22 protein-coding genes are annotated in these 23453 nt (G+C 70.3%); 12 read left to right on the forward strand and 10 right to left on the reverse strand.

What is annotated here, in order from left to right:
• The first annotated feature begins 4 nt into the window (after positions 1-4).
• On the forward strand, positions 5-697 hold the full coding sequence (locus ACFYMM_RS32495; RefSeq protein ID WP_388393115.1) for a pyridoxamine 5'-phosphate oxidase family protein: 693 nt from the start codon (positions 5-7) through the stop codon (positions 695-697).
• Here the strand turns inward: ACFYMM_RS32495 and ACFYMM_RS32500 are convergent.
• Both ACFYMM_RS32500 and ACFYMM_RS32505 read right to left on the reverse strand, forming a co-directional pair.
• On the reverse strand, positions 670-1722 hold the full coding sequence (locus ACFYMM_RS32500) for a DMT family transporter (RefSeq protein WP_388393118.1): 1053 nt from the start codon (positions 1720-1722) through the stop codon (positions 670-672). The genes ACFYMM_RS32495 and ACFYMM_RS32500 overlap by 28 nt on opposite strands.
• A 46-nt stretch (positions 1723-1768) precedes the next feature.
• Positions 1769-2326: a Clp protease N-terminal domain-containing protein gene (locus ACFYMM_RS32505; protein ID WP_388393121.1), complete on the reverse strand. Its 558-nt coding sequence runs from the start codon at positions 2324-2326 to the stop codon at positions 1769-1771.
• A 198-nt stretch (positions 2327-2524) separates the two neighbouring features.
• On the opposite strand from ACFYMM_RS32505, the gene ACFYMM_RS32510 reads away from it, so the two are divergent.
• On the forward strand, positions 2525-2953 hold the full coding sequence (locus ACFYMM_RS32510) for an SRPBCC family protein (RefSeq protein ID WP_388393124.1): 429 nt from the start codon (positions 2525-2527) through the stop codon (positions 2951-2953).
• Between the two features lie 92 nt (positions 2954-3045).
• Here the strand turns inward: ACFYMM_RS32510 and ACFYMM_RS32515 are convergent, their stop codons facing one another.
• Positions 3046-3672 (reverse strand): PadR family transcriptional regulator, encoded by a 627-nt coding sequence (locus ACFYMM_RS32515; protein WP_388393127.1) that lies wholly within the window; start codon positions 3670-3672, stop codon positions 3046-3048.
• 280 nt (positions 3673-3952) lie between these two features.
• Between ACFYMM_RS32515 and ACFYMM_RS32520 the strand changes: the two genes are divergently transcribed.
• The 5 genes from ACFYMM_RS32520 (at position 3953) to ACFYMM_RS32540 (ending at position 9998) form a co-directional block, all read left to right on the forward strand.
• On the forward strand, positions 3953-4705 hold the full coding sequence (locus tag ACFYMM_RS32520; RefSeq protein WP_388393130.1) for a TnsA-like heteromeric transposase endonuclease subunit: 753 nt from the start codon (positions 3953-3955) through the stop codon (positions 4703-4705).
• A gap of 353 nt (positions 4706-5058) precedes the next feature.
• On the forward strand, positions 5059-6582 hold the full coding sequence (locus tag ACFYMM_RS32525; RefSeq protein ID WP_388393176.1) for a Mu transposase C-terminal domain-containing protein: 1524 nt from the start codon (positions 5059-5061) through the stop codon (positions 6580-6582).
• Positions 6583-6614: 32 nt separating this feature from the next.
• On the forward strand, positions 6615-7628 hold the full coding sequence (locus ACFYMM_RS32530; RefSeq protein WP_388393132.1) for a TniB family NTP-binding protein: 1014 nt from the start codon (positions 6615-6617) through the stop codon (positions 7626-7628).
• Between the two features lie 622 nt (positions 7629-8250).
• On the forward strand, positions 8251-9243 hold the full coding sequence (locus tag ACFYMM_RS32535; RefSeq protein ID WP_388393135.1) for a TniQ family protein: 993 nt from the start codon (positions 8251-8253) through the stop codon (positions 9241-9243).
• Between the two features lie 110 nt (positions 9244-9353).
• The gene (locus tag ACFYMM_RS32540; RefSeq protein WP_388393137.1) at positions 9354-9998 is read left to right on the forward strand and encodes a class I SAM-dependent DNA methyltransferase; all 645 of its coding nucleotides are present in this window, start codon (positions 9354-9356) and stop codon (positions 9996-9998) included.
• Positions 9999-10359: 361 nt separating this feature from the next.
• Here the strand turns inward: ACFYMM_RS32540 and ACFYMM_RS32545 are convergent, their stop codons facing one another.
• The gene (locus ACFYMM_RS32545; RefSeq protein WP_388393140.1) at positions 10360-11223 is read right to left on the reverse strand and encodes a LysR family transcriptional regulator; all 864 of its coding nucleotides are present in this window, start codon (positions 11221-11223) and stop codon (positions 10360-10362) included.
• 92 nt (positions 11224-11315) lie between these two features.
• Between ACFYMM_RS32545 and ACFYMM_RS32550 the strand changes: the two genes are divergently transcribed.
• Together ACFYMM_RS32550 and ACFYMM_RS32555 are read left to right on the forward strand one after the other, a co-directional pair.
• The gene (locus ACFYMM_RS32550; protein ID WP_388393142.1) at positions 11316-12053 is read left to right on the forward strand and encodes an SDR family oxidoreductase; all 738 of its coding nucleotides are present in this window, start codon (positions 11316-11318) and stop codon (positions 12051-12053) included.
• A gap of 296 nt (positions 12054-12349) precedes the next feature.
• Entirely contained in the window at positions 12350-13165 is an 816-nt protein-coding gene (locus ACFYMM_RS32555) for a PhzF family phenazine biosynthesis protein (RefSeq protein ID WP_388393143.1), read from the forward strand.
• A gap of 272 nt (positions 13166-13437) precedes the next feature.
• Here the strand turns inward: ACFYMM_RS32555 and ACFYMM_RS32560 are convergent, their stop codons facing one another.
• Positions 13438-14232 (reverse strand): CPBP family intramembrane glutamic endopeptidase, encoded by a 795-nt coding sequence (locus tag ACFYMM_RS32560; RefSeq protein ID WP_388393146.1) that lies wholly within the window; start codon positions 14230-14232, stop codon positions 13438-13440.
• A 104-nt stretch (positions 14233-14336) separates the two neighbouring features.
• On the reverse strand, positions 14337-15854 hold the full coding sequence (locus ACFYMM_RS32565) for a glutamate--cysteine ligase (protein WP_388393149.1): 1518 nt from the start codon (positions 15852-15854) through the stop codon (positions 14337-14339).
• A gap of 555 nt (positions 15855-16409) precedes the next feature.
• Between ACFYMM_RS32565 and ACFYMM_RS32570 the strand changes: the two genes are divergently transcribed.
• Together ACFYMM_RS32570 and ACFYMM_RS32575 are read left to right on the forward strand one after the other, a co-directional pair.
• Positions 16410-16994 (forward strand): hypothetical protein, encoded by a 585-nt coding sequence (locus ACFYMM_RS32570; RefSeq protein ID WP_388393151.1) that lies wholly within the window; start codon positions 16410-16412, stop codon positions 16992-16994.
• A gap of 270 nt (positions 16995-17264) precedes the next feature.
• Positions 17265-17471, forward strand: a complete 207-nt coding sequence (locus ACFYMM_RS32575; RefSeq protein ID WP_189866979.1) for a DUF5999 family protein — start codon at positions 17265-17267, stop codon at positions 17469-17471.
• A gap of 138 nt (positions 17472-17609) precedes the next feature.
• Here ACFYMM_RS32575 and ACFYMM_RS32580 read toward each other — a convergent pair whose 3' ends face one another.
• The 4 genes from ACFYMM_RS32580 to ACFYMM_RS32595 form a co-directional block, all read right to left on the reverse strand.
• Positions 17610-18665: an endo-1,4-beta-xylanase gene (locus tag ACFYMM_RS32580; RefSeq protein WP_388393154.1), complete on the reverse strand. Its 1056-nt coding sequence runs from the start codon at positions 18663-18665 to the stop codon at positions 17610-17612.
• 67 nt (positions 18666-18732) lie between these two features.
• The gene (locus ACFYMM_RS32585) at positions 18733-19497 is read right to left on the reverse strand and encodes a carbohydrate ABC transporter permease (RefSeq protein ID WP_388393179.1); all 765 of its coding nucleotides are present in this window, start codon (positions 19495-19497) and stop codon (positions 18733-18735) included.
• 62 nt (positions 19498-19559) lie between these two features.
• Positions 19560-20555, reverse strand: coding sequence for a carbohydrate ABC transporter permease (locus ACFYMM_RS32590; protein WP_388393156.1), 996 nt, complete (start codon positions 20553-20555; stop codon positions 19560-19562).
• Between the two features lie 6 nt (positions 20556-20561).
• Positions 20562-21857: an extracellular solute-binding protein gene (locus ACFYMM_RS32595; RefSeq protein WP_388393159.1), complete on the reverse strand. Its 1296-nt coding sequence runs from the start codon at positions 21855-21857 to the stop codon at positions 20562-20564.
• A 606-nt stretch (positions 21858-22463) separates the two neighbouring features.
• Here ACFYMM_RS32595 and ACFYMM_RS32600 point away from each other — a divergent pair.
• Complete coding sequence (locus ACFYMM_RS32600) at positions 22464-23027, forward strand: universal stress protein (protein WP_388393162.1); 564 nt, start codon at positions 22464-22466, stop codon at positions 23025-23027.
• Positions 23028-23453 lie beyond the last annotated feature (426 nt).

Consider the following 23453-nt stretch of genomic DNA (forward strand, 5'->3'; position numbering starts at 1 on the left):
CGCCATGCAGGGGACCGGGGAGACACAGCCGAAGGCCGCCGCCTACGTCCCGACCGGCCGCACCGTGCCCACCCGCGCACAGGACCGGGCGTCGTACGACAGGGACCTGGTGCACTCGATACTCGACGAGGGCTACCTCTGCCACCTCGGCTTCGTGCGTGACGGCGCCCCGGTGGTGCTGCCCACCCTGTACGGCCGGGTCGGCGAGCGGCTCTACGTCCACGGTTCCACCGGCTCGCGTCCGCTGCGGATGACCGGCCAGGCCGACCCCGGGCTGCCGGTGTGCCTGACGGTCACCCATGTCGACGGTCTGGTCCTGGCCCGCTCGGCCTTCCACCACTCGGTCAACTACCGCTCGGTGGTGGTGCACGGCGTCGCCCACCAGGTCACCGACCCCGAGGAGCGGCGGCTGGCGCTGGACGCGCTGGTGGACCACGTCGTACCGGGCCGGGCCGCCGACTCCCGGCCCGCGAACAAGAAGGAGCTGGCCGCCACCGCGGTGATCCGCCTCGACCTGGACGAGGTGTCAGCCAAGGTCCGGGCCGGCGGCGCCAGTGACGAGCCCGAGGACATGTCCCTGCCGTACTGGGCCGGCGTCGTCCCGCTGCGCAAGGGCTACGACGCCCCCGTCGCCGAGACCGACCTGGCCCCCGGCGTCGGCCTTCCGGACTACCTGGCGGCGCCCCGGCCGAGGTGAACACCGGCGGGCCCCGCGCCGGGGGCGGCCGTCTCCCGGGCGGACGGCGCGCCCTCCGCGCCGCCCGCCGCGACCGGCTCGGACGAGCCCCTGGCGGGCGTGGAGGACTGCGCGATGAACGCGCCGACCAGCACCACCGCACCGCCGACGACCTGCGGCGCCGACAGGTGCTCACCGAGCAGCACCCAGGCCAGCACGGTCGCCACGACCGCCTCCAGACAGGCCACCACGCCGGCGACCTGCGGGGAGAGCCGGCGCACCGACAGCACACCGGTGACGTACGCGACGACCGTGGCGACGAGCACGATCCAGGCGAGCAGCGCGACGGCCGGGACCGAGGTGCCGTCCATCCGCGCCGAACCCGCCAGCACCGACCAGCGCAGGTGCCACGGGCGGGCGACGAGGGTGAGCACGGCGGCGCCGGCCAGCAGGCCGTATGCGATCACCCCGAGCGGGTCGGGGGCCGCCTCACCGGCGTCGCCGCCGTGGTCGGACAGGACGAAGTAGCCGACCTGGCAGCAGGCGGCGCCGAGGGCGAACAGCAGGCCGAGCGCGTCGAAGCCCAGCCCCGACCACACCTCCACCACACAGGCGAGCCCGCCGGCGGCGAGGGCAACACCGAGCGCGGCGGCACGGGTCACCGGCCGCCGCTGCACGAACCGCACCCAGCCCAGCACCAGGGCCGGGGCGAGGTACTCCACCAGCAGCGCCACGCCGACCGGGATCCGCGAGAGCGCGGCGAAGTAGCAGGCCTGGACGCCGGCGACGGCGAGCAGTCCGAACCCGGCGAGCAGCGCGGGGCGGCGGCGCGGCAGGTCGCGGTGCCGCACGGCGAGCGGAAGCATCACCAGGGCGGCGCCCGTCACCCTCAGCCACACCACGTGCAGCGGGTCGAGACCCGCCTCGATCAGCGGCTTCGCCGCCACGCCGGACCCGCCGAAGGCGAGCGCCGACGCCAGCGCGAGACCGAGCCCGGCCCCCTTGCCGTGGCCGCCCTGACTGCTCCCAGAGGTACGCACCGGCACATGATGGCAGGCGAGGACATGACCGTCACCCCCGTTGACACCTGTCTCACGGGATGGACCTCGTGGCTTCGGCGCGCAGCGCCAGTTGGCGGGTCGCGACGCCCGCGCGTTCGAGGACCTCGACGGCCCGGGACCGCGGGTCCCCGACGATCGCCGCGAACAGATCGATGCCGTCGGCCCGTTCGGCGCCGCGCCGCAGGGCACGGGCGCGGGCGTCCTCCAGGGCGGCCGCCGCCACCGGCGACCAGCCGCCGGCGTCCCTCGCCCCGTCCCCGTACGCCACGGCGGCCGTCATCGCGGCGACGGCCCCGGAGTCCTCCACGCTGCCCTGCCAGCGCAGCCCGTAGCCGATGCTGCGCTGCACCAGATAACCGAGCAGCCGGGCCAGCCGCGGGGCGTCGCCGACCAGGGCGCGGACCTCGGGGTCGGACTCCAGGAGCGAGTGCAGCAGATGGGCGGTGTCGATCTGCCGGTCCCCGTCCCGGACGGCCCGGCGGCGGGCACCGGCGACCGTCGCCGCCAGTTCGGCACTGAGCCCGGCGGCGTCATCCGCGCGGAGGCTGCCCTGGTCATCGGCGGGCCGGCGGGGAGTACGGGGTTGCACTCCCCCACCCCATCAGCCTCAGGACGACGGGGCATCGGCGACAGGAACCATTTCCGCGTCCCACGGAGAGTGGACGTCGGGGGCCCGCATCTCATCCCTACGGAGGACGCCGATTTCTGACTGTTCATCAGTATTGAATGTTGGCGGCCCTGCGGCTACTTTCCGCGACACCGAAGCCCGACACGAAGGGGTGGTCGCATGGCCGAAGTCAGCGCGGAGGCACGCATCCAGGCGCCGGCCGAGAAGGTGTGGGCCCAGCTCACCGACTGGTCGGCGTACGGGGAGTGGAACGCGACCCACACCAGTTTCCCCAAGGGCGGCCCCGAGGCCCTGGAGGTGGGCGGGACCTTCCAGGAGAACATGAAGCTGATGGGCTTCCCGGCGGAGGTCGAGTGGACCATCGACGAACTGGAGCCGGCCCGGCTGCTCCTCATCCGGGGCAAGGGCCCGATGGCGGTCAGCCTCGCCACCCGCTACACGCTCGTCCCCGACGGCGACAGCACGACGGTCCGCATCGACGGCGAGTTCACCGGCGCCGCCGTGTCCCTGATGGCGGGCAGGCTCAAGGACTCCGCGACGGCCGCCCTGAACGAGTCACTGCGCAAACTGGACGGACTCCTGTCCTGATCCGACCTGACCGGAACGCACGCGAAGGCGCCCCGCGGGAATCCGCGGAGCGCCTTCGCACCGTCACCACGCCGTGGCTGGGCCGTCGGCCGTCAGTCCTCGTCGGCGAGGATCAGATACAGCTTCTTGCGGGCGTCGTTGATGACGGTCAGCGCCTTCTCGCGCTGCTCCTTGCTGCCGGCCTTCCAGACCTGCCCGAAGGCCTCCATCAGGCCGACCCCGGCCTGGCGGATCTCGCCGAGCGCCTCCCAGTCGACCCCGCGAGAGGCCTCCTCCCAAGGCGCGTCGGGACCTTCGGCCGCGGCCTCGCGACCGCTGTCGGTCAGCGCGAACAGTTTCTTGCCGCCCTCGCTGGCACTGGCGATCAGACCCTCGTCCTCCAGCAGCTGCAGGGTGGGGTAGACCGAGCCGGGGCTCGGCTTCCACGCGCCCGCGCTGCGCTCGGCGATCTCCTGGATCATCTCGTAACCGTGCATCGGCCGGTCCTTCAGCAGCGCCAGGATCGAGGCGCGTACGTCACCGCGCCGTGCCCTTCCCCTCGGGCCGCCGCGCCCTCGTGGGCCCCAGGGGCCCGGTCCGAATCCCGGTCCGCCGGGGCCGAAGCCGGGGCCGCCCGGCCCGAAGGGGCCGAAGGCCGCGCGCCGGCCCTCGACGCCGCCCCAGCCGCGCCGGCCCGGGCCGTCCTGACGATGTCCACGCTCGAATCCGTGGGTACGCATCGTGACCACTCCATTTCCATCAGTTCGATTTGCGTTGTCCGGTTCGTTCTTTCGCTCGGGTCGGTTCTGTTCGACCCGAACACCGCTACGATCATCGTTGATCCATCGCGATGCTTCAACGATATATCGGAACCGATCGCATGACAACCCCCTCCCAACCTCCGCCGTTGTCCTGTCTCACTCAATCGAGTCGTTTTCTCAACGAACCGAGTCGTTCGAGCTTCTGTCTCAGCGAACCTAGTCGCGCCGCTGAGGGCGCTGGGGGTGCTGGGGGTGCTGGATGGCTGTACCGGCTGGGATGGATCAGGCGGGGCCGTGCGTCGAGTTGTCGTACGTGGACGCGGTTCGCGGGCGTCGCCGACGTCCGCTGCGTGACTGCGTGACGGGACGGTTCGAGGATGTCGATCCGGTACGTACGTTCCGCTGGTCGCGCGGTGAGCGTCACTTCCCGGGGTGGTACTGGGCGGCAACGACCGGCCGGCACGTGGGTTTTGAATCGTGGCTGGAACGCGACCGACTGCTGCTGATGGACTTCGATCCGAGCGTGGTGGGCATCGGCTCGCAGCCGTTCTGGCTGCACTGGCATGACGGCGAGCGGGAGCGTCGGCACGCCCCGGATTACTTCGTGCGCCGCATGGACGGCTCGGCGGTGGTCGTCGATGTCCGTGCGGACGGGCAGATCGAGCCGAGGGACGCCGAAGTGTTCGAGATGACGCGCCTGGTCTGTGCCCAGGCTGGGTGGAGGTTCGAGCGGGTAGGGACGCCAGACGCGGTGCTGCTCGCGAATGTCCGGTGGCTGTCGCGCTACCGGCACCCACGGTGTCTGCACTACCCGGCGGCCGCGCGGCTCCGGGAGGTCTTCGCAACCCCGGGACCGCTCATGGTGGGGGCGGACGCGGCCGGGGATCGGCTGTTGACGCTGCCGGTGCTGTTCCACCTCCTCTGGCTCCAGAAGCTGACCGCCGAGGAGATGACGGTCGAGTTGCTGGGTCCGCGCACGATCGTCCACTTGGCCAACGGAGCTGACCGGTGACCGGGACGAGGCGGGTTCCACCGACGTCCCGGATCGCGGAGTTTCCCGAGGCCGCCGCTGAACAGGCCCGCTGGTGGGAGAAGCACATCCTGGAGGTCTTGCACGGTCTTCCGCCAGATGCTCCGGAAGGGACCAAGCCGCGGCCGGAGTTCGATCCGAAACGACGCTCGTTGGCCCAGCGCGAGCGGGCCAAGGCTGCGGAGCTGACGGCAGACGGGCATCAGGTGTCAGCCAGCGGCATCAAGCAGCGGCGCCAGCGCTACCAGCGGGATGGGCTGGTCGGGCTGGCGGACCGCCGGTCGGCCAAGCAGATGCAGGCCTTCGGCCAGGTCGAGCCGGCCGTGGTGGAGGCCATGCGGCAGGCGATCGCCGAGACCGCCGATGCGTCGTCGAGGACTATCGGCTTCGTCATCTGGCGGACCAAACAGATCCTGTCCGACCGGGAGGAGACCGCCGGCTTTGAGCTGCCGTCGCGGGCCACGCTCTACCGGCTGTTCGACAAGCTCGCTACCGGCACCCACGCCACCGGGTCGGCCCGCACCCGCCGCTCGATCGGTGCACGGCCGTCTGGGCCGTTTGGCGAAGTGCCGGCGAGTGCGCCCGGCGAGCTGATGCAGATCGACTCCACACCGATGGACGTGCTGGTGCGGCTGGATGACGGTGTCGCCGAGAAGGTCGAACTGACAGCCATGGTCGACATCGCCACCAGGTCGATCACTGCAGCGGTGCTGCGGCCCTCCACGAAGGCCGCGGACGCCTCCGCGCTGCTGGCCCGCAGTGTTACCCCAGAGATGATGCGTCCTGGATGGGCGGAAGCCCTGCGGATGTCCCGGTCAGCGTTGCCGCACCGACGGCTGCTGAGCATCGACGAGCGGCTGGAGCACGCGGCCGCCCGCCCGGTGATCGTGCCGGAGACGATCGTCTGCGACCACGGCAGCGTCTTCATCTCTCACGCCTTCCGCGCGTCCTGCCGCTATTTGGGCATCAACCTGCAGCCAGCGCACAAAGCGACGCCGACCGACAAGGGAACGATCGAGAAGACCCTGGGCTCCGTGGCCACGCTGTTCGCTCAGTTCGTCGCGGGATACACCGGCTCGACGACAGACCGCCGCGGCCGGGGCCTGGAAGAAGGGCCGTTGTGGTCCCTGCCCGAGCTTCAGAACCTCCTTGACGAATGGATCATCGCCGTCTGGCAGACCAGGCCCCACGACTCTCTGCGCGACCCGGACGCACCGGCGCGGGCCTTCTCACCGAACGAGAAGTACGCCACGCTGCTCGAATCCTGCGGATACGTCCCAGTGCCGCTCGGCAGCGAGGACTACGTCGAGCTGCTGCCCGAGCGCTGGCAAGCGATCAACGCCTACGGCATCCGCATCAAGCACCGCACCTACGACAGCCCCGAGTTGAACCCGCTACGCCGCCTGCGCTCCGGGGTGACGACGAAGAAGGGCCTGTGGGAGGTCCACTACGACCCATACGACGTCTCCCGGATCTGGGTACGCGACTCCCGCGCCGATCGGTGGATCACCGTGTTCTGGAAGCATCTGCACCGCGTCGGAGTCCCCTTCGGCGAGCTCGCCTGGGACCACGCTCGCGCCCAGGTCCCCGGCGGCACCGAGGAACAGATCGCCGATGCGGCTGCAGCCCTGCTGCGGCGGGCCCACGGCGGTCCCGCTGCGGAGCAGGACCGTCCGGCCAAGCGCTCGAAGCGCGACCGCCGCGTCGCCGCTCGCACTCGAGCCACCACGACCGACCGGCCGGTCCCCGATCCGCCCGCCACCGAGCCCGAACACAACGATGAGTCGGACACCGAGCTCGCCGACGTCATCCCGCTGGGCCTGTTCGACCCGCTCGCCAACCCCTGGAGGCCCACGTGACCCCCTCCTGCCCAGCGGCCGGGCCCACGACAGTGCATGAGGCCGACGCCGAAGCGAACCGGCAGCTGACCACTTTGGCCGGCTGGCGGAAGTTCATCGGCGGTCCGCCCCCGCCCCCGGTCCGACTGTCCTCGAGTGAACTGCAGCAGCTGCCACCGACCGAGCGGGACCTTTACGACGAAGACCGCCTCGACCATCACGCCCGGATACTCACGGTCTCCACGTCGTTCGTCGAAAAAACGCGGATCTGCGGCCGTCGCCTGGTCCTGCTGAACCGGCACGCGATCAGCGCCCGCCGCGGACTCATGGTCTCGGGCCTTCCGGGCACGGGCAAGACCAGCGCCATAGCCCAGCTCGGTCGCGCCCACGAACTCCTCGACCGGGCCCGTCACCCGAAGGTCGGCGACCGCATCCCGGTCCTTTACATCACCGTTCCGCCCGCTGCGACCGCCCGCATGGTCGCAGCAGAGTTCGCCCGGTTCCTGGGGCTGCCGGTCCGTCCCCGGTCGAACATGACCGACATCATCGAGGCCGTGGTGGGGGTCTGCACCGATGCCCGCACTGGCCTTGTGCTCGTCGACGAGATTCACAACATCTCGCAGAGAACTCAGGCCGGCGCCGAGGTCTCCGACACCTTGAAGTATTTCTCCGAGCGCATCCCCGCCACCTTCGTCTATGCGGGGATCGACTTGGAGACCAGTGAACTGCTGGTGGGCACGCGGGGCGCTCAGATCGCGGGCCGATTCACTCTCGTCCCCACCGGCCCGTTCCCCTACGGCGAAGAGTGGAAAGGGCTGATCGCGACCATGGAGGAGACCCTGATCCTGCACGACCATGCACCGCGCAGCTTGGTCAAGCTGGACCGCTACCTGCACAACCGCACCGACGGGATGATCGGCGCGTTGTCCCACGCCATCCGGGGCGCCGCGATCGACGCGATCCTCAACGGCACTGAGTGTGTTACCAAGGAGGGCCTCGACACGATTCCTCTTGATCACGCGGCGGAGTCCGTCCGTCCCGCTCGAAAGCCCGCCAGACAGCGATGACCGCCGTCCCTCGCCTGCCGATCTACGTTCGCCCCGCTGACGGGGACACTGTCGCCTCCTACATCCGTCGCCTCGCGCATGCCAACCACATCGCTCCTGCCGATCTACGTTCGTATCTCTGCGAGGAGGGCTCGTCGGGTCCTCCGAGCGTCGAGAAGCTCGCCGAGGTCGCCGGGCGTCACCTTGCTGACCTGCAACGGGCGCTGACGGACACCCGATGCGAAGTCTGTCGCCAGCCCATGCGCGCCCGGAAGGCCAGGGGTCGCCCAGCGAAGTGGTGCTCCGCCCGCTGCCGGGTGATCGCCCGCCACAAACGCGCCCCGCTCTCCCGCCGGGGCGCCCGCCGACACGCTCTCCGCATCGCGCCCTGTGCTCAGTGCGGCACCGTCGTCGAACGCAACCGCCCCTTCCGCTGGTGCTCCCAGCCATGCCAGCGAGCCGCCTACGAAGCCCGCTGGTCGAACAACCAGTGCGGGCAATGCGGCATACAGCAGGAAGCAGAGCTGGTCCGCGATGGTGAGAACACGCCGGTGTGGTGCTCACACTTCTGTCGCGCTGCTGCCGGTCGCGAACGTCTCAGACCACGTCCGGCTTCCGGTCCTCCGCAAGAACGCGGGACCTGATGTCTCGGCGGCAGCCGCTTCCCCGGGCCGTCTCCCCGTTCCACGACGAGACCGTGGCTTCCTTCCTCAGCCGGCTCGCCGATGCAAATCATCTTCCCGCCGATCAGCTGCTGCCTCTCCTAGAAATCCGCCGCACCAAGAAGACCCCCGTCAGCTCGCTTCTGGAGCCGCTCGCCAGCGCGGTCGACATCCCCACCACGACCCTGAAACTGGCTCTTCCCGAATTCCTCGATCCAGACACCCCAGGCTGTCCCGGCGCCGTCGGCCGTCCGCGAAGCACTCTGCACACTGCTATCCAACGTCCCGCTTGCCGCCGCTGCACCAGCGCCGCGGGGATCACGTCGCCCGTGTCCTGCTGGACCATCCACGACCGCAACGTCTGTCTTCGTCACCGCCTCTGGATCGGCGACGGGATCACCCGCGTCGACGAGCAAGTCGACGTTTCCAGGCTCCCGGACACGCTGAAAGCCCAAAGACGCCATCGGAACTTGATCACCCGCCATGGCCGCCGCTGGGTCCGGAACGCCTACCGCAATGCGCGCAAGATCTACTTCAGCTGGATGCAAGAGACCGCCGATCCATTCGACTTGCTCGACACAGCGCGTCGCATCCTCTTCGATGGCACCGGCAAACCACCTTCCCGAGACCTGCCCTTCTCCATGGTCTTTCACCCCCAAGTCGTGGCGCTCACTGGACTCCTCGCAAGCCAGGAGTGGGAACGGCACGCCGTCTCGACCGGCCACGTCGCTTGGCTCGTCGAACAGATCACGGACCGAAACATCCTCATCGGCTACATCCCCAAGGAACGCACGGACCCCCTGATCCAGTGGGTCGAGCAGTACTTCTCCCTCCACAAGTTCGTCGCTTTCCACCGCAGCCGGCGGATCGATGACGCGTTCTTCCCACGCGAAGTCATCCCGCCACCACGCGCCCCCGGGGACACCGGCCCTGAAACAAGACGGAGCCTGGTTACTCCGTACTTGCTCTACTGATGTCCCGTCTCGAAAGATCTGGTCTCCGTCTCAAGTGACCTGGTCTGATTCGTCGTTGATCTCAGTTGATCTGGTTCGTCATCCTGATCGCTGCACTACTCTGTCGAGCCATGAACGCGGACCGCTGGTTGGCAGACACCCGGACCTCCTACGACACGGTCGCGGTCAGCTATGCCGACCAACTACGCGAGGCTCTGGCCGGGGCGCCGTATCTTCGGGCGGCTCTGGCGTTGTTCGCCGACTTGGTGCACACCGCTGGCGACGGGCCCGTGGCGGACGTGGGCTGCGGACCTGGACACGTCACCGCTCACCTCCACGAGCTGGATGTGGACGCTTTCGGCATCGACCTTTCCCCCGCGATGATCGACGTCGCTCGGCGTGACCACCCGCGCCTGCGGTTCGAGGTGGGCTCGATGACGGACCTCGACCTAGCCGATGCTTCAGTCGTCGGCCTGCTCGCCTTTTGGTCGTTGATTCACGTCCCCGACGAAGCAGTCCCCACGATCTTCGTCAACTTCCGGCGCGTGTTGCGTCCCGGCGGTCCACTGCTGCTCGGCTTTCACGTCGGCAACGAGTCGCGGCTGAAGACGCAGGGCTACGGCGGCCACCCGATGAACGTCCACGTTCACCGCCGCCAGCCTGACCAACTGGCGGCCTGGCTACGCGATGCCGGGTTCACCGTCGAGGCCCAAATGCTGATCGCCCCCGACGAGAGCGTTCCAGGTGCGGTCCTCTTCGCACGCCGTCAGTCCTAGCCACGCCAGCGGTCCGGTTGCGGACGACGGCACAGCGAAGTCGGACCACATCAACTGAGACAGCCTCCGGCATCCGCTCGCCCGGGACCACATCACTTGAAATTCCTGGCTTCCCCACGTCTCAACTGAACTGGTCGCCGCAGGTCAGCGACCCGCCTCGGAACCAGATCATTTGAGACCGGACAACTGAGTCGCTATCGGACCAGCGACGATCTTTCGTCTCAACAAACCGAGTCGACCTGTCTCATCCAACCCAGTCCGCGCAGGTCAGCGTCATGCGGACGACTGACTTCGTTGAGACAGGACAGCCGTCGGCAGCAGACCTACCGATGGCGCGTGAATCGATGGGGGCGGAACCCGGTCAGAGCCGTGCGGCCGTGCGGACCAGCCCGGCCAGGGCGAGGGAGCGGCTGTGCGCGGGCCAGGCGAGGTGGGTCACGACGGAAGGTGCGTCGACCAGGGGGACGGCCGCGTGCTCGGCCCACAGCCAGGAGCGGGCGGAGTCGGGGAGGACCGCCACGGTGCGTCCGAGGGCGATCAGCTGGGCCAGTTGCGTCTGGTTGTGGATCTCGGGGCCAGGGCCGGGCGCGTAGACACCGCGGCTGGGCCAGCGGGCGAGCGGCAGATCGGGGACGTCCCCGACATCGGCCAGGGACAAGGTCTCGCGGGCGGCGAGGGGGTGCCCGGCCGGCAGCACGGCGACCTGCCCCTCGGTCGACAGTGCCTCGCTGTCGAACCCGGCGAGGGAGTTCCACGGCGTGTGCATGAGCGCGACATCGGCGCGTCCGTCGCGCATCAGCTCTTCCTGCTCGCAGATGCCACACGGCAGCACCTCGATCTCGGCGCTGTCGGGTTCGGCCGCGTAGGCGTCGAGAAGCTTGCGCAGCAGTTCGTGGGACGCGGCGGCCTTCACCGCGAGGACCAGCCGATCGCGTGGACCGCCGGGGCTGTCGGCACCGCCGGCGCGCCGGGTTCGGCGAGCGGCGGCGGCGGTCGCGTCGAGGGCCGCCCGGCCCTCGTGCAGCAGCACCTCTCCGGCACCGGTCAGGCGGACACCACGGCGGTTGCGCTGCAGCAGGCAGACCCCGAGGCGCCGTTCGAGCTGCTGGATCGCCCGCGACAGCGGCGGCTGGGCCATGCCGAGGCGCTCGGCGGCGCGGCCGAAGTGCAGTTCCTCGGCGACGGCCACGAAGTACCTCAACTCGCGGGTTTCCAGGGTGTCCACGGCCGCAGCATACGTGGTGATACCCGGCGGGTATGACAGAGCACCGGATCGGTATTGGCCGCGCCACTCGTCCGAGGGCCACCATCATCGGCATGAGCGAAACGAAGATCGCGCTGGTGACCGGCGCGAACAAGGGCATCGGGTACGAGATCGCGGCCGGGCTGGGCAGCCTCGGGTACCGCGTGGGTGTGGGGGCCCGCGACGAGACACGCCGCGAAACCGCCGTCGGAAAGCTGCGCGCCCTCGGATTGGACACGTTCGGGGTACCGCTGGACGTGACCGACGACCGGAGCGTCACCGAGGCCGCGGAACTCGTCGAACGGCTGGCCGGGCGGCTGGACGCCCTGGTCAACAACGCCGGCATCTCCGGCGAGACGGGCCCGGGGTGGGAGCAGGACCCGACCGCGCTCGACCTGGAGGTGCTCCGCCAGGTCGTGGACACCAACGTCATGGGTGTCGTCCGGGTGACCAACGCGATGCTGCCGCTCCTGCGGCGCTCGGCCTCGCCACGCATCGTCAACGTCTCCAGCAGCGTCGGCTCCCTGACCCGGCAGGCGGACCCGGACACCGAGATCGGCCCCGTCATGGCGGCCTACGCGCCGTCGAAGTCCTTCCTCAACGCCCTCACCGTGCAGTACGCCCGGCAGTTCGCCGGTACGAACATCCTGATCAACGCGGCCTGCCCGGGCCTGGTCGCGACCGACTTCACCGGCTTCCACGGACCCCGCACCCCCGAACAGGGCGCGGCCACGGCGATCCGGCTCGCCACGCTGCCCGACGGCGGCCCGAACGGTTCGTTCTTCGAGGACGACGGCGTCGTCCCCTGGTGATCACGAACTGCCCTGGGCCGGCGTAGCCCCGGCGGGTCCACGAAACGGTGCGGACGCACCGGATCGGATGAGACAGCGGGAGGCATCCGTCCGACCAGGACCGGATCGACCGGGACCGGATCGACCGGGACCGGATCGACCGGGATCCCCGGCGACGCGACGTCTCGATCGATCCGGTCGCCGCAGGCGACGGCCCCGCTCCCGGACCGGCCCAGCGGAGACGGGACGGGAAAACGGGCCAGGACTCCCGGATTGGCCTTGGCCGACGGCGCCCCCGGCCCCCTAGCGTCGAGGTCATGCGGATTCGAATCGTCGATGCCTTCACCGACCGCCCCTTCGCCGGCAACCCGGCCGGGGTCCTGCTCCTGGACGACGGCGCCTTCCCGGACGACGGCTGGCTGGGGAACGTCGCCATGGAGGTCAACCACGCCGAGACGGCGTTCGCACACCGGCTGCCCGAGGGCGGGGACGCGGACTGGGCGCTGCGCTGGTTCACCCCCGTCGCGGAGGTGGCGATGTGCGGCCACGCCACGCTCGCCACGGCCCACGTCCTGCACACCACCGGTGCCCACCGGGGACCGGTGCGCTTCGCCACCCGCAGCGGGGTGCTCGTCGCGACGCCCGCCGCCGACGGTTCGATCACCCTGGACTTCCCGACCGCCCCGCTCACCCCGGTGGAGGTCCCGCCGGGGGCCGCCGAGGCGCTGGGCGCCGAACCGGTCGCGGCCTTCGACACCGGACCCCACGTCGGTGACCTGCTGCTGGAACTGGCCGACGAGAAGACGGTGCTGGGCCTCGGCCCCGACCACAGGGCGCTCGCCGCCCACTCCACGCGCGGCGTCATCGCCACCGCCCGCGCCGACGACCCGGCCCGCGGCTACGACTTCGTCTCCCGCTGCTTCTTCCCGAACGTCGGCATCGACGAGGACCCGGTCACCGGCAGCGCCCACACCGCCCTGGCCCCGCACTGGTCGGCACGGCTGGGCCGCCCCGACCTCACCGGACTCCAGGCCTCCCGGCGCACCGGCCTGGTCCGCACCGGCCTGCGCGGCGACCGCACCCTGCTCACCGGCAGCGCGGTCACGGTCATCGAGGGCGAACTGTCCGCCTAGTGCTGTGGCCGGAAAGGTTTGCCGAGAAGCTCGCGGCGTCCGGTGCTGGGGACACCTCCCACGCCGTTCAGGCAGTGGGGGAGCCTCGCAAGGCGGAGCGTCGCCCGCGTACTGGATGTACTCGGGTGATGCGACAACGCGGCGTGGGGGTACCCCCGGCCGAAGGCTGGGGGAGTGCCGTGCCGGGCGTCGCGAGCCGGTGAACCTTTCCGGTCGCAGCACTGGGCCACGCCGAGGTCACGCCCAGGCCGCGCCGGGGCCCGGTGCGTGCCTCAAGCCGTCGGCAGCCAGCCCACCTTGCCCGCCAGCAGCGCGTAACCGACGAAGGCGCCGATGTCGAGCAGGGAGTGCGCCACCACCAGGGGGCCGACCCGGCCCCAGCGCCGGTACAGGTGGACGAAGACCACACCCATCACCATGTTGCCGACGAAGCCGCCGATGCCCTGGTAGAGGTGGTAGGAGCCGCGCAGGACGGCACTGGCCACCAGGGCGGTTCCCGGGCTCCAGCCCAACTGGCCCAGCCGGCGCAGGAGGTAGCCGACGACGATGACCTCTTCGAGGATCGCGTTCTGCATCGCGGAGAGGATCAGCACCGGGTACTTCCACCACACCCCGGGCAGCGCCTCGGGCACCACCGTGAGGTTGAAGCCGAGGCCGCGCGCGGCCAGGTAGAAGGCGATTCCGGTGCTGCCGATCACGGCCGCGATCCCGGCGCCCCTGGCCAGGTCGGGCCAGGGGCGGGTGCGGTCGAAGCCGAGGATGCGCAGGCTGCCGCCCTCGCGCAGCAGGAGGTGGGCGACCAGGGCGACGGGCACCAGGGCGGTGGCGATGCCGAAGAGCTGCCAGGCGAGGTCCAGCCAGGGGCGGCCCGGGGCGGCCGAGGCGTTGAGGGTGGCCGCCTGGTCCTTGAGGCCACCGGGTTTGGTGACCGAGCCGACGAAGCTGATCAGGGCGGACAGTCCGCTGGCACCGAGCGAGAGGCCCAGGACGAGAAGCGTCTCGTCCCGGAACAGCCGCCGCGAGGGCCGTTCCAGCGGGTACGTGTCGGCCACCGGGTCCGCTTCCACCTGCGCTCCTGCCGTCAGACGAGTCCTGGCAGGTCACAGCTTGCCCGATCGGCACGCGGCGGGCACGGCCGCCCCCGGGTACCGGCGGCCCGGGCGGCCGGCCCTCAGCCCAGCGGCACCGGCTCGGGCAGGCCGACCGGCCAGGTGTGCACCGGTTCCCCGGCATGCATCAGCTCGGCATAGCGGCGCGTCGTCGCGGCCAGTGCGTCCTCGCGGCTCACCCCCTGCTCCAGGGCCCGGTGGAAGGTCGCCGACTGCCAGGACGCCCCGTTGACCCGCCGCCGGCACCGCTCCTCGATCACGCCCAGGTAGAAGTCCCGGTCGGCGGCCTCCACACCCCACCCGTCCAGGCCCGTAGCGGCCATCGGCAGCAGCTCGTCGCGGACCAGGGTGACCGCGTCGACCTCGGCCGTACCGCCGTAGCGCCCGCGCCGGGGCCAGCGGAAGCGGGCGTCGATGCCGTGGCGGCAGGCGGCGTCGAAGTTGGCCTCGGCCGCCTGGAAGGGCAGCCGGGTCCACACCGGCCGCGTCTCCTCGGCGAGCGCCCGCACCAGGCCGTAGTAGAAGGCGGCGTTGGCGATGACGTCGGTGATGGTCGGCCCGGCGGGCAGCACCCGGTTCTCCACCCTGAGGTGCGGGACGCCGTCCGCGATGCCGTACACCGGCCGGTTCCAGCGGTACACCGTGCCGTTGTGCAGGACGAGTTCGGCGAGCGAGGGTACGCCACCGGCGTCGAGGACCTCCAGCGGGTCCTCGTCGTCGCAGATCGGCAACAGGGCCGGGAAGTAACGCAGGTTCTCCTCGAAGAGCTCGTGGGCGGAGGAGATCCAGCGCTCGCCGAACCAGGTGCGCGGGCGCACCCCCTGGGCCTGCAGCTCGGGCGGCCGGGTGTCGGTGGCCTGCAGGAACAGCGGCGGCCGGGACTCGCGCCACAGTTCATGGCCGAAGAGGAACGGCGAGTTGGCGCCCACGGCGATCTGCGGCGCGCAGGCCACCTGCGCCGCGTTCCACACGTCGGCGAAGCGGTCCGGGGTGACCTGGAGGTGCAGTTGCACGGAGGTGCAGGCGGCCTCGGGCACGATGGACCTGGACGTGCAGGTCAGATGCTCGACCCCGTCGATGTCCAGCAGGAAGTCCTCGCCCCGGGCGGCCACGATCTGGTCGTTGAGCAGGGTGTACCGGTCGACCTCGGAGAGGTTGGAGGAGACCAGGTCGTCCCGGTCGAGCGTGGGCAGAATGCCGATCATGACGATTCCGGCGTCCACTTCGCCGGCCTTCCGGTCGGCGTACGCCAGCGAGGTGCGCAGCTCCTCGGCGAGCCGGTCGAATACCCGGCCGCCCAGCCGGTGGGGGGCTATGTTCACTTCAAGGTTGAACATGGCGAGTTCTGTTTGGAAATCCCGGCTCGCGATACGCTCCAGCACTTGGCCGTTCAGCATTTTCGGCAGGCCGTCGGAACCCGCGAGATTCAATTCGATCTCCACCCCCATGAGGTTCTTGGGGCGGTCGAACCGCTTCTCGACCAGCAGGCGCTCCAGTCCCGTCAGGCACTTCCGGAGCTTTTCCCGGTAGCGCTGGCGATCGGACAGGTCGAACGGCCCTGCCACGACCTTCTCCCCCATCGAAGCGTCCCTCCTTTGATGGGCGGGCCGAAGATCCGGCCGCCGGTGTCCCGGGTCAGGTGGGATGATGCCCAGCGGAAGCGATCGATAACGTCCCGCGCGGGCCCTGGACCCGGTACTCTGTCGGAATGTGTCCTGCGGCACATTCACGGGGCATGAGGCATCACGCAACCTCGGGTGCCCCGATTGCCTCGTGAAAAACGCCGACGACATTCGGCCGACCGCAGTGGCGGCACATCCCGAGGTCAGCACCGTGCACCGGGTTCGGAAATCGGGATGATTTCCGCGAATCACCGGCCGAATGGCGACTTGTTTCCATCGGTGGATACGGCTAGCCGAAACATCGTCTGAACACGTGTCGTATAAACTTCGCGCAGAAGGCAGAAGGCTGGCGCCCCGGTCCTGGTTCCCGCCGTCCCGGTGACGTGCGGCAGGCCTCATCCGACTCTCGTTCACCGACCCGGGCCCCCGCCGCTCTGACCCCCGTGAGCAGACAGCGCCGTCCGCCCCCACCCCCTCGCGCCGCCGCGCCTGTCGAACGAGAGGCGACCCACCATGCCGCTGCACGTGCCCCCTGCCCCCGCGCCCGCACTGCGCACCGTTCTCACGGCCCTCGGTTCCCCCACCGCGGTCCGTGAGGCTCCGACTCCCGCCCTGCGTACCGCACAGGGTCCCGCGACACCCGAACTGCCGCTGCCGGTGCACGTGCTGGACCGGATCACCCCGGAGGGGGTGTCCGCCACGCGGCTGACCGGGTGGCGGTTCCTGATCCGCTGCGGCGATCGCGCGGTGGCGGCGGCCGAGACCATGCTGACCCCCGACGGCTGGGCCTTCTCGCACTTCTTCGAGGGCCCCTACATCGCCTCGACCGAGCGCGCGCTGCGCCAGGCCGAGACCATGCAACAGCCTTACCAGGCACGCCTGTTGTCCGTACCCGGTCTCTACATGCTCACGCTGTGGCTGCACGGCGACTGCGCGGCCGACGGCGCCGAGGGCCACCCGGCCGCCACCGACCTGCTCGTCCCGCTGGCCCCTGCGCCGCCCGGCATCGCGGCCCACCGCCCGCACCGCGTCGCCGAACTGCTGCCGGTCCTGACCCATCGGGCGACCCCCGTACCGCTGCTCGGCTCACCCGCCTGAAACCCTCCCGCCTCCCCCGTACCCCGCCGCCCTCCAGCAGGCGGGGTACGGCCGTGCGTGCCCGGCACTAGCCCGTTCCGGCCCCCTCGAACCATCCGAAGTGACGGTGCAGTTGGACTGAACCGTCCGCCCGGGTGACGCGTCATGAACCTGTGAGGAGCGGTGCTGCGAAATCCCTGCGGATTGACCACCAGAGGGCAACACTGGGTACCGACCGACGTATCGCAACGGGGGACGGACATGACCACGACAAAGCGAGAGATCCCACCCATGTGCCAGCACCAGCCGCCGTGCCCGACAGCAGAGTCCGCCGACCGGGAGTCCGCCCGCCTCGTGGCGCACCACCCGGAGCAGGGATGGAGCCTGCTGTGCAACGGCGTCCTGCTCTTCGAGGACACCGGCGAGCTTCTGCCCGACGGCCAGATCATCGCCCCGCACCGCCCGCTCGGCGCGGACCAGGTGATGACGGCGGCCTGAGCACCACACCGCGACACCCGGCAGTACCCGGGCGGCCCGCCGCCGAGCGCCCGGTGACCTGAAGGGGCCGGCTCGCACACCCGCGTGCGCACCGGCCCCGATGTGTGTCCAGGGGGGACTACTCATGGTGACGGGGGCCTACCGGAGCGCTTCCCGCAGCGCGGAGTAGGCGGGCTTGGGACGCAGTTGCTCGTCCCAGGGCAGGGCGGCGCCCTCTCCGGGGAAGACGGCCGGTATCCAGGAGTACTTGTCGGTGTAGTCCCAGACGGTCACGCCGACACAGCGGCGCACGGCGAGGCACGCCCCGGTCAGGTCCCGGTACCAGGTCGCCTGCTCGGCCAGCTTGGCGTCGGTCGCGGGCAGTTGCATGCGCACGTCGACCTCGGTGAGGGCGGTGTCCAGGCCCAGGCGGGAGAAGCGGCGGAGGTTGTCCTCCAGGGTGGTCGGGTAGCCGTACTGGAGGGCCAGATGGGCCTGGAGGCCGATGCCGTTCAGCGGGACGCCCTCGGCCTTCAGCTCCTTGGCCAGCGTGTAGTAGGCGTTGCTCTTGGGGCCGGTGGCCTCGATGTTGTAGTCGTTGAGGTAGAGCCGGGCGTGCGGGTCCGCCCGGTGGGCCCAGCGCAGCGCGTCGGCGATGTAGCCCGGGCCGAGGGTCTTGTACCAGATGGTCTCGCGGTAGGTGCCGTCCTCGTTGAAGGCCTCGTTGACGACGTCCCAGGAGTAGACCTTGCCCCGGTAGTGCCGCACCTCTTCGGTGATGTGCTTCTTCAGCACCGCCCGCAGCTCGGCTGCGGTCCACTGCCTGGACGTGAGCCAGTCGGGCAACTGGCTGTGCCAGACCAGGGTGTGCGCGCGGACCCGCTGGTGGCCGGCGTGGGCCAGCCGCACGATCTCGTCGCCCTTGGACCAGTCGAAGACGCCCTGCTGGGGCTCGGTGGCGTACCACTTCATCCCATTGCCAGGCGTGATCATGTCAAACTCACTGCCGAGGATCTTCGTGTACGCGCTGTCGGTCAGCTCGGGGTTGTCGGTGGCGCTGCCGAAGTAACGGCCGTGGCGGTGGGCGAGTTCGGCGAGCGTGGGCTGCCGCCCGTGAGCCTGGGCGGCGGGCCCGGTCGCCACACCGGCGGCCACGAGGGCCGCCGCGAGGACACCGGCGAGTCTGAGGCGGGTACGGGTGCGGGTGCGGGACATGGCACGACTCCTGTCTTGTCGGGGTAGATCTGCGGTGGGTCCGGCGGTCCGTCGGCGAAAGCCGCGCTCAGCCCTTCGTCGCGCCCGCCGTCAGGCCGCCCACCAGCTGCCGCTCGGCGACCGCGTACAGGGCGAGGGCCGGCACCATCGCGAGAACGAGGTACGCGAAGACGCGCGCCGTGTCGGAGGCGTACTGGCCCTGGAACTGCTGGACACCGAGCGGGATCGTCCACCAGGTGGGGTCGGTGAGCACCAGCAGCGGCAGCAGGAAGTTGTTCCAGCTGGCGACCACCGCGAGGACCGACACCGTGCCCAGCGCCGGGCGCGCCATCGGCAGCAGCACCCGCCAGAAGAAGCCGAGCGGTCCGCAGCCGTCGAGCGTCGCCGCCTCCTCCAGCTCCGCCGGGATCTCCCGGAAGAAGCCGCGCAGGATCACGATGGTCATCGGCAGCCCGAAGGCGGCCTGCGGAAGGATCACGCCGAGCGGGTTGTCCAGCAGGTTCATCGAGCGCAGCAGCAGGAACAGCGGCAGGGCGGCCACCGCGAAGGGGAACATCAGCCCCATCGTGAACAGGGTGAACAGCATCTCCCGCCCCCGGAACGCGAACCGGGCGAAGGAGAACGCGGCGAGCGCCGACACCGCGACCACCAGGACGGTCGTGGCCACCGCGATCAGTGTGCTGTTGCCGAGCAGCTTCCAGAAGTCCCCGGAGCCGAGGATCCCGCCGAAGTTGGAGGTCACCCAGGGGCGGGGCAGCCCGATCGGGTTGCGGGAGAGCTGGTCGGTGGACTTGAAGCCGGAGACCACCGCGTACAGCAGCGGTACGGCCATCACCGCGCCGACCGTGATCAGAACCGCGTGCAGCGGCAGCGTGCGGCCCTTCCTGCGAACACTCACGTGCCGCCTCCTCGCATGGTGGTGGTGGCTCCCTCCAGGTCCCGGCGGAGGACGAACCGCTGGTAGGCGAGGGCGAAGACGAGGCTGATGCCGAACATGACCACGCTGATCGCGCTGGCGTAGCCGACCTGGTAGCGCTTGAAGCCGTACTGGAACATGGTCACGGCCATGCTCTCCGAGTGGTGGTCGGGGCCGCCTTCCGTGATCACCCAGATCAGGTCGAAGAGCTGGATCGACCCGATGACGGACAGGAACACGCTGATCCTGAGGGTCGGCGCGAGCAGCGGCAGCGTGACGCTGCGGAACCGCTGCCAGGGCCCGGCCCCGTCGACGATCGCCGCCTCGGTCAACTCGGCCGGGATGGACTGGAGTCCGGCCAGGTAGAGCATCATGTGGAAGCCGAAGTACTTCCACATCATGACCAGGAAGAGGGTGGCCATGACGGTGGATGGGTCGGAGAACCACTTGCCGCCCAGGTCACCGAGGCCGACACCGCCCAGGAGGTGGTCGGCGAGCCCGTCGTCCGGCGCGAAGATCATGCTGAACAGGACACCGGTGATCACTTCGGAGAGCACGTACGGCGCGAAGAACAGCATCCGGTAGAAGGCGCGGCCGCGAAGTCTCTGGTTCAGCAGCACGGCCATGGCCAGCGCGAACGGCAGTTGCAGCGCGAGCGACAGCACGACCAGGAGCAGACAGCGCCACAGGTCGCCGAGGAAGACGGGGTCCTGGAAGAGCCGGGTGAAGTTGTCGGCGCCGGTGTAGTCCGACGGCATTCCGAAGCCGCCCCAGCGGAAGAACGAGGCGTAGAGCGCGAACAGGATCGGGAGCAGCACCAGCAGGCCGAACAGGACCAGCGCGGGCAGTTGGAAGGTGACCGCGGTGAGCCAGTGCAGCAGGCGGCGCCGGGCGCGCGCCCGGCCCGTCGCCGGGGGCGGCTGCGGGGCGAGCCGGGGACCGGACCTCTTGTCCGGGAGGAAGGTGGAGGTCATCGCGGCCTACTGCTCCTCCTTCGCCGTCTTGGTGATCGACTGGGTGACCTGTTCGGGCGACTTGGACCCGGCGATGAGGGCGGCGACGCTGTCGTTGACCTCCTGGCCGACGGCAGGCGGGTAGGCCTGGTCGAGGAAGAGCTGGAAGCCGGTGGCGTTCTTCAACTGCTGGTTGACCAGCTTGAGGTTGGGGTCGGTGAGCGCGTCCTCGGCGCCCGTGGCGACCGGGATGGTCCCGGTCTTCTGCACCAGCGTGCGGTCGGTGGCGGCGGAGGCGAAGAACTTCAGGAAGGCGACGGCCTCGTCGGAGGCGTCCCGGCGCAGGGCGAGGCCGTTGCCCCCGCCGAACACCTCGGTGAGCGCGCCCTTCCCGCCCTCGACCGCGGGGAACGGGAAGAAGCCCAGGTCGGCGCCTATGCCCCTGCCCTCGCTCTTCTGCGTCTGCGGCGCCCACTGCCCCATCAGCTCCATCGCGGCCTTGGCGTTGCCGACGGCGGCGGCCTGACCGGTCGGCGTGGAGTAGGCGGCGCCGAGGAACCCCTTCTGGAACGGCTGGAGTTCGACCAGCTCCTTGAGGTGCTGTCCGGCCTCCACGAACCCCGCGCCGGTGAAGTCCTTGGACTGGGCGGCCTTCTGCAGGGCGTCCAGGCCCGCGGTGCGCATCGCGAGGTAGGCCCAGTAGTACATGCCGGGCCACTTCTCCTTGCCGGCCAGCGCGATCGGGGTGATACCGGCGGACTTCAGTTTGCGCACGGCGTCCAGGAAGCCGGACCAGGTGGTCGGGGGCGTGGCGACTCCGGCCTTCTTGAAGAGCGCCTTGTTGTACCAGAAGCCGACCATGCCGATGTCGTCCGGTATGCCGTACACCTTGCCGTCGAGCTTGTACGGCTCCTGCGCCACCGGCAGCAGCGTGCCGGTCCAGGACTTGGCACGGTCCGTGAGGTCCTGGACCAGACCTGCTTCGACCTGCTGTTTCAGGACACCGCCGCCCCAGGTGTGGAAGATGTCCGGCAGCTTCCCGGAGGCGGTCAGCGCCGTCATCTTCGATTTGTACGACTCGTTCTCCAGGGTGACGATCTTGATCTTGACCTTGGGGTTCTGCGCCTCGAACTGCCTGGCCAGGGAGGCCCAGACGCTCTTGGCCGGCTCGGTGGTCATGATGTGCCACCACTCGAGCGTGGTCGCCCCCGAGGACGACCCTCCGCCCGAGTCGCCGCCGCAGCCGGTCAGTACGGTCATACCGAGACCGGCCGCGGCGGAGGCCGCCAGGAAGCCGCGGCGGGACAGTGCCGGGTCGCCCATTGTGCGCTCCTTGAGGTACCGTTTCGAAACTTTCGACGTCTACTCGGAAAGCTGCGCCGCAACGCTGCGCCCTTCGGCCCAGGCCGGCGCCCCGAAACATTCGGCAGTTTCACCGAACGTTCCGAACCGCGACTCTAGAAACGCGGGTCAAGAGCGTCAAGGTGTCGTGCAGCAGATCGTGCGCCGGGGGGCGAACCATCGGCGCAGCGGTCGACCGGAGAGCGCCACCGCGTGTTCGACGGGTCGGTCTCCGGCGACCGGGCCGTCGGGGCTTCGCTCCCCGTCCACGGCGCGTTCGGGCCCGGGCGCCGAACCGGGGAGCCGACGGTGGTGGCGTTCGCGCAGGAAGCGCGCTCCCGGGAGGCGGTGCGATCGGGGACCTCGACAGGGCGCACACCTGGGGCCGACGAAAGTTTCGGATTGAGTCGCGAATATTGCTGGGACACTGCGGTGGCCTCGGGGCATGAGCGGAGCGGGAGCGGCTTTCGAGTGGTCGAAGGCCCGGCGTGGGAGTGAGATGGAAGGAGCCCCGCGCGCTGTGGGCGCCCTGGGAGCGGGGCCGGCCGAGGGAGGCGTCCGCGGGCACCCGTGAGGAACGGTGGAGCCATGTCCGGTTCCGGTGACGAGAGGTCCGCTCGTGTGATCGTCGGCGTGAGCGGTTCGCTGGGCAGCGTCACGGCCCTGCGCCGGGCGGCCACCGAGGCGGTCCGGCGGCGGGCCGAGCTGTGGCCGGTGCTGGCCTGGGAGCCGCCCGGCGGTGATCTGGCCGCCCGCCGCGACCCCGCCGCCGCCCCGCTGCTGGGGGACTGGGAACGGCTGGCCCAGCAGCGGCTGACCGCCGTACTCGACGAGGTCTTCGGCGAAGAGGGCCCGGGTGTGCCGATGCGCGCCCGGGTCGTACGGGGCGCTCCGGGCCGGGCGCTGGTCGCGACCGCCGTCCGCGAGGACGACGTCCTGGTCGTGGGTGCCGGACGGCGCCGTCGGCACCGCCCCTTCTCCGGCCGGGTCGCCCACCACTGTCTGGGACACGCCCTGTGCCCGGTGCTCGCGGTGCCGCCCTCCCCGCTGGAGTCCGACCTGACGGCCGTCCACCGGCGCAACGCGTGGCATCTGCGGCTCAACACCTGGGAGTTGCTGAACGGCCATGGGCAGAGGCCGGGAACGGGCTGAGCCGGGTCGCGAGGACACGGAAGGACCCAGCCGCCATGACGCTCGGTGTCCACGCACCACGTCGCCCTCGGACCGTCCCCGAATCGCCCCCGAACGGCCCAACCGGCAGCCGCGGCTCTCCTGCCTCGGCTTCTGGATGGGCCGCTCGGCCTTCGGACGCTTTCTTAACGCAAGATTGACGGCGGTCGCCCCCCGTTCCGTGGGCCGTGGCGTCACTCTCTGCTTACGCTGGTGCCGCCGTCCGTGTGATGGCCGGAAACCTACAGATCCGCATACCAGGAGCGCCCCCGATGGCCACGACCGAACACCCGCCCGCCAGTCGCCTGCGCGCCTGGATGCTGGAGGGTCTGTCCGACATGGGCAAGGCCGGCGGCCACACCGGGCCCCACGCGGAACCGGAACCCCCGCACCAGGGCCAGCGCTGGT

It is taken from the genome of Streptomyces sp. NPDC006739, assembly GCF_042869815.1.
Lineage (GTDB): Bacteria > Actinomycetota > Actinomycetes > Streptomycetales > Streptomycetaceae > Streptomyces.

What these genes read in the sequence shown, in the direction of transcription:
- ACFYMM_RS32580 (WP_388393154.1), bottom strand. Translation starts at nt 18,665, where the DNA reads ATGTCCCGCACCCGCACCCGTACCCGCCTCAGACTCGCCGGTGTCCTC.
- ACFYMM_RS32520 (WP_388393130.1), top strand. Translation starts at nt 3,953, where the DNA reads ATGGCTGTACCGGCTGGGATGGATCAGGCGGGGCCGTGCGTCGAGTTG.
- ACFYMM_RS32495 (WP_388393115.1), top strand. Translation starts at nt 5, where the DNA reads ATGCAGGGGACCGGGGAGACACAGCCGAAGGCCGCCGCCTACGTCCCG.
- ACFYMM_RS32550 (WP_388393142.1), top strand. Translation starts at nt 11,316, where the DNA reads ATGAGCGAAACGAAGATCGCGCTGGTGACCGGCGCGAACAAGGGCATC.
- ACFYMM_RS32525 (WP_388393176.1), top strand. Translation starts at nt 5,059, where the DNA reads ATGCGGCAGGCGATCGCCGAGACCGCCGATGCGTCGTCGAGGACTATC.
- ACFYMM_RS32510 (WP_388393124.1), top strand. Translation starts at nt 2,525, where the DNA reads ATGGCCGAAGTCAGCGCGGAGGCACGCATCCAGGCGCCGGCCGAGAAG.
- ACFYMM_RS32590 (WP_388393156.1), bottom strand. Translation starts at nt 20,555, where the DNA reads ATGACCTCCACCTTCCTCCCGGACAAGAGGTCCGGTCCCCGGCTCGCC.
- ACFYMM_RS32535 (WP_388393135.1), top strand. Translation starts at nt 8,251, where the DNA reads ATGTCTCGGCGGCAGCCGCTTCCCCGGGCCGTCTCCCCGTTCCACGAC.
- ACFYMM_RS32595 (WP_388393159.1), bottom strand. Translation starts at nt 21,857, where the DNA reads ATGGGCGACCCGGCACTGTCCCGCCGCGGCTTCCTGGCGGCCTCCGCC.
- ACFYMM_RS32515 (WP_388393127.1), bottom strand. Translation starts at nt 3,672, where the DNA reads ATGCGTACCCACGGATTCGAGCGTGGACATCGTCAGGACGGCCCGGGC.
- ACFYMM_RS32565 (WP_388393149.1), bottom strand. Translation starts at nt 15,854, where the DNA reads ATGGGGGAGAAGGTCGTGGCAGGGCCGTTCGACCTGTCCGATCGCCAG.
- ACFYMM_RS32555 (WP_388393143.1), top strand. Translation starts at nt 12,350, where the DNA reads ATGCGGATTCGAATCGTCGATGCCTTCACCGACCGCCCCTTCGCCGGC.
- ACFYMM_RS32585 (WP_388393179.1), bottom strand. Translation starts at nt 19,497, where the DNA reads ATGGCCGTACCGCTGCTGTACGCGGTGGTCTCCGGCTTCAAGTCCACC.
- ACFYMM_RS32540 (WP_388393137.1), top strand. Translation starts at nt 9,354, where the DNA reads ATGAACGCGGACCGCTGGTTGGCAGACACCCGGACCTCCTACGACACG.
- ACFYMM_RS32570 (WP_388393151.1), top strand. Translation starts at nt 16,410, where the DNA reads ATGCCGCTGCACGTGCCCCCTGCCCCCGCGCCCGCACTGCGCACCGTT.
- ACFYMM_RS32600 (WP_388393162.1), top strand. Translation starts at nt 22,464, where the DNA reads ATGTCCGGTTCCGGTGACGAGAGGTCCGCTCGTGTGATCGTCGGCGTG.
- ACFYMM_RS32575 (WP_189866979.1), top strand. Translation starts at nt 17,265, where the DNA reads ATGTGCCAGCACCAGCCGCCGTGCCCGACAGCAGAGTCCGCCGACCGG.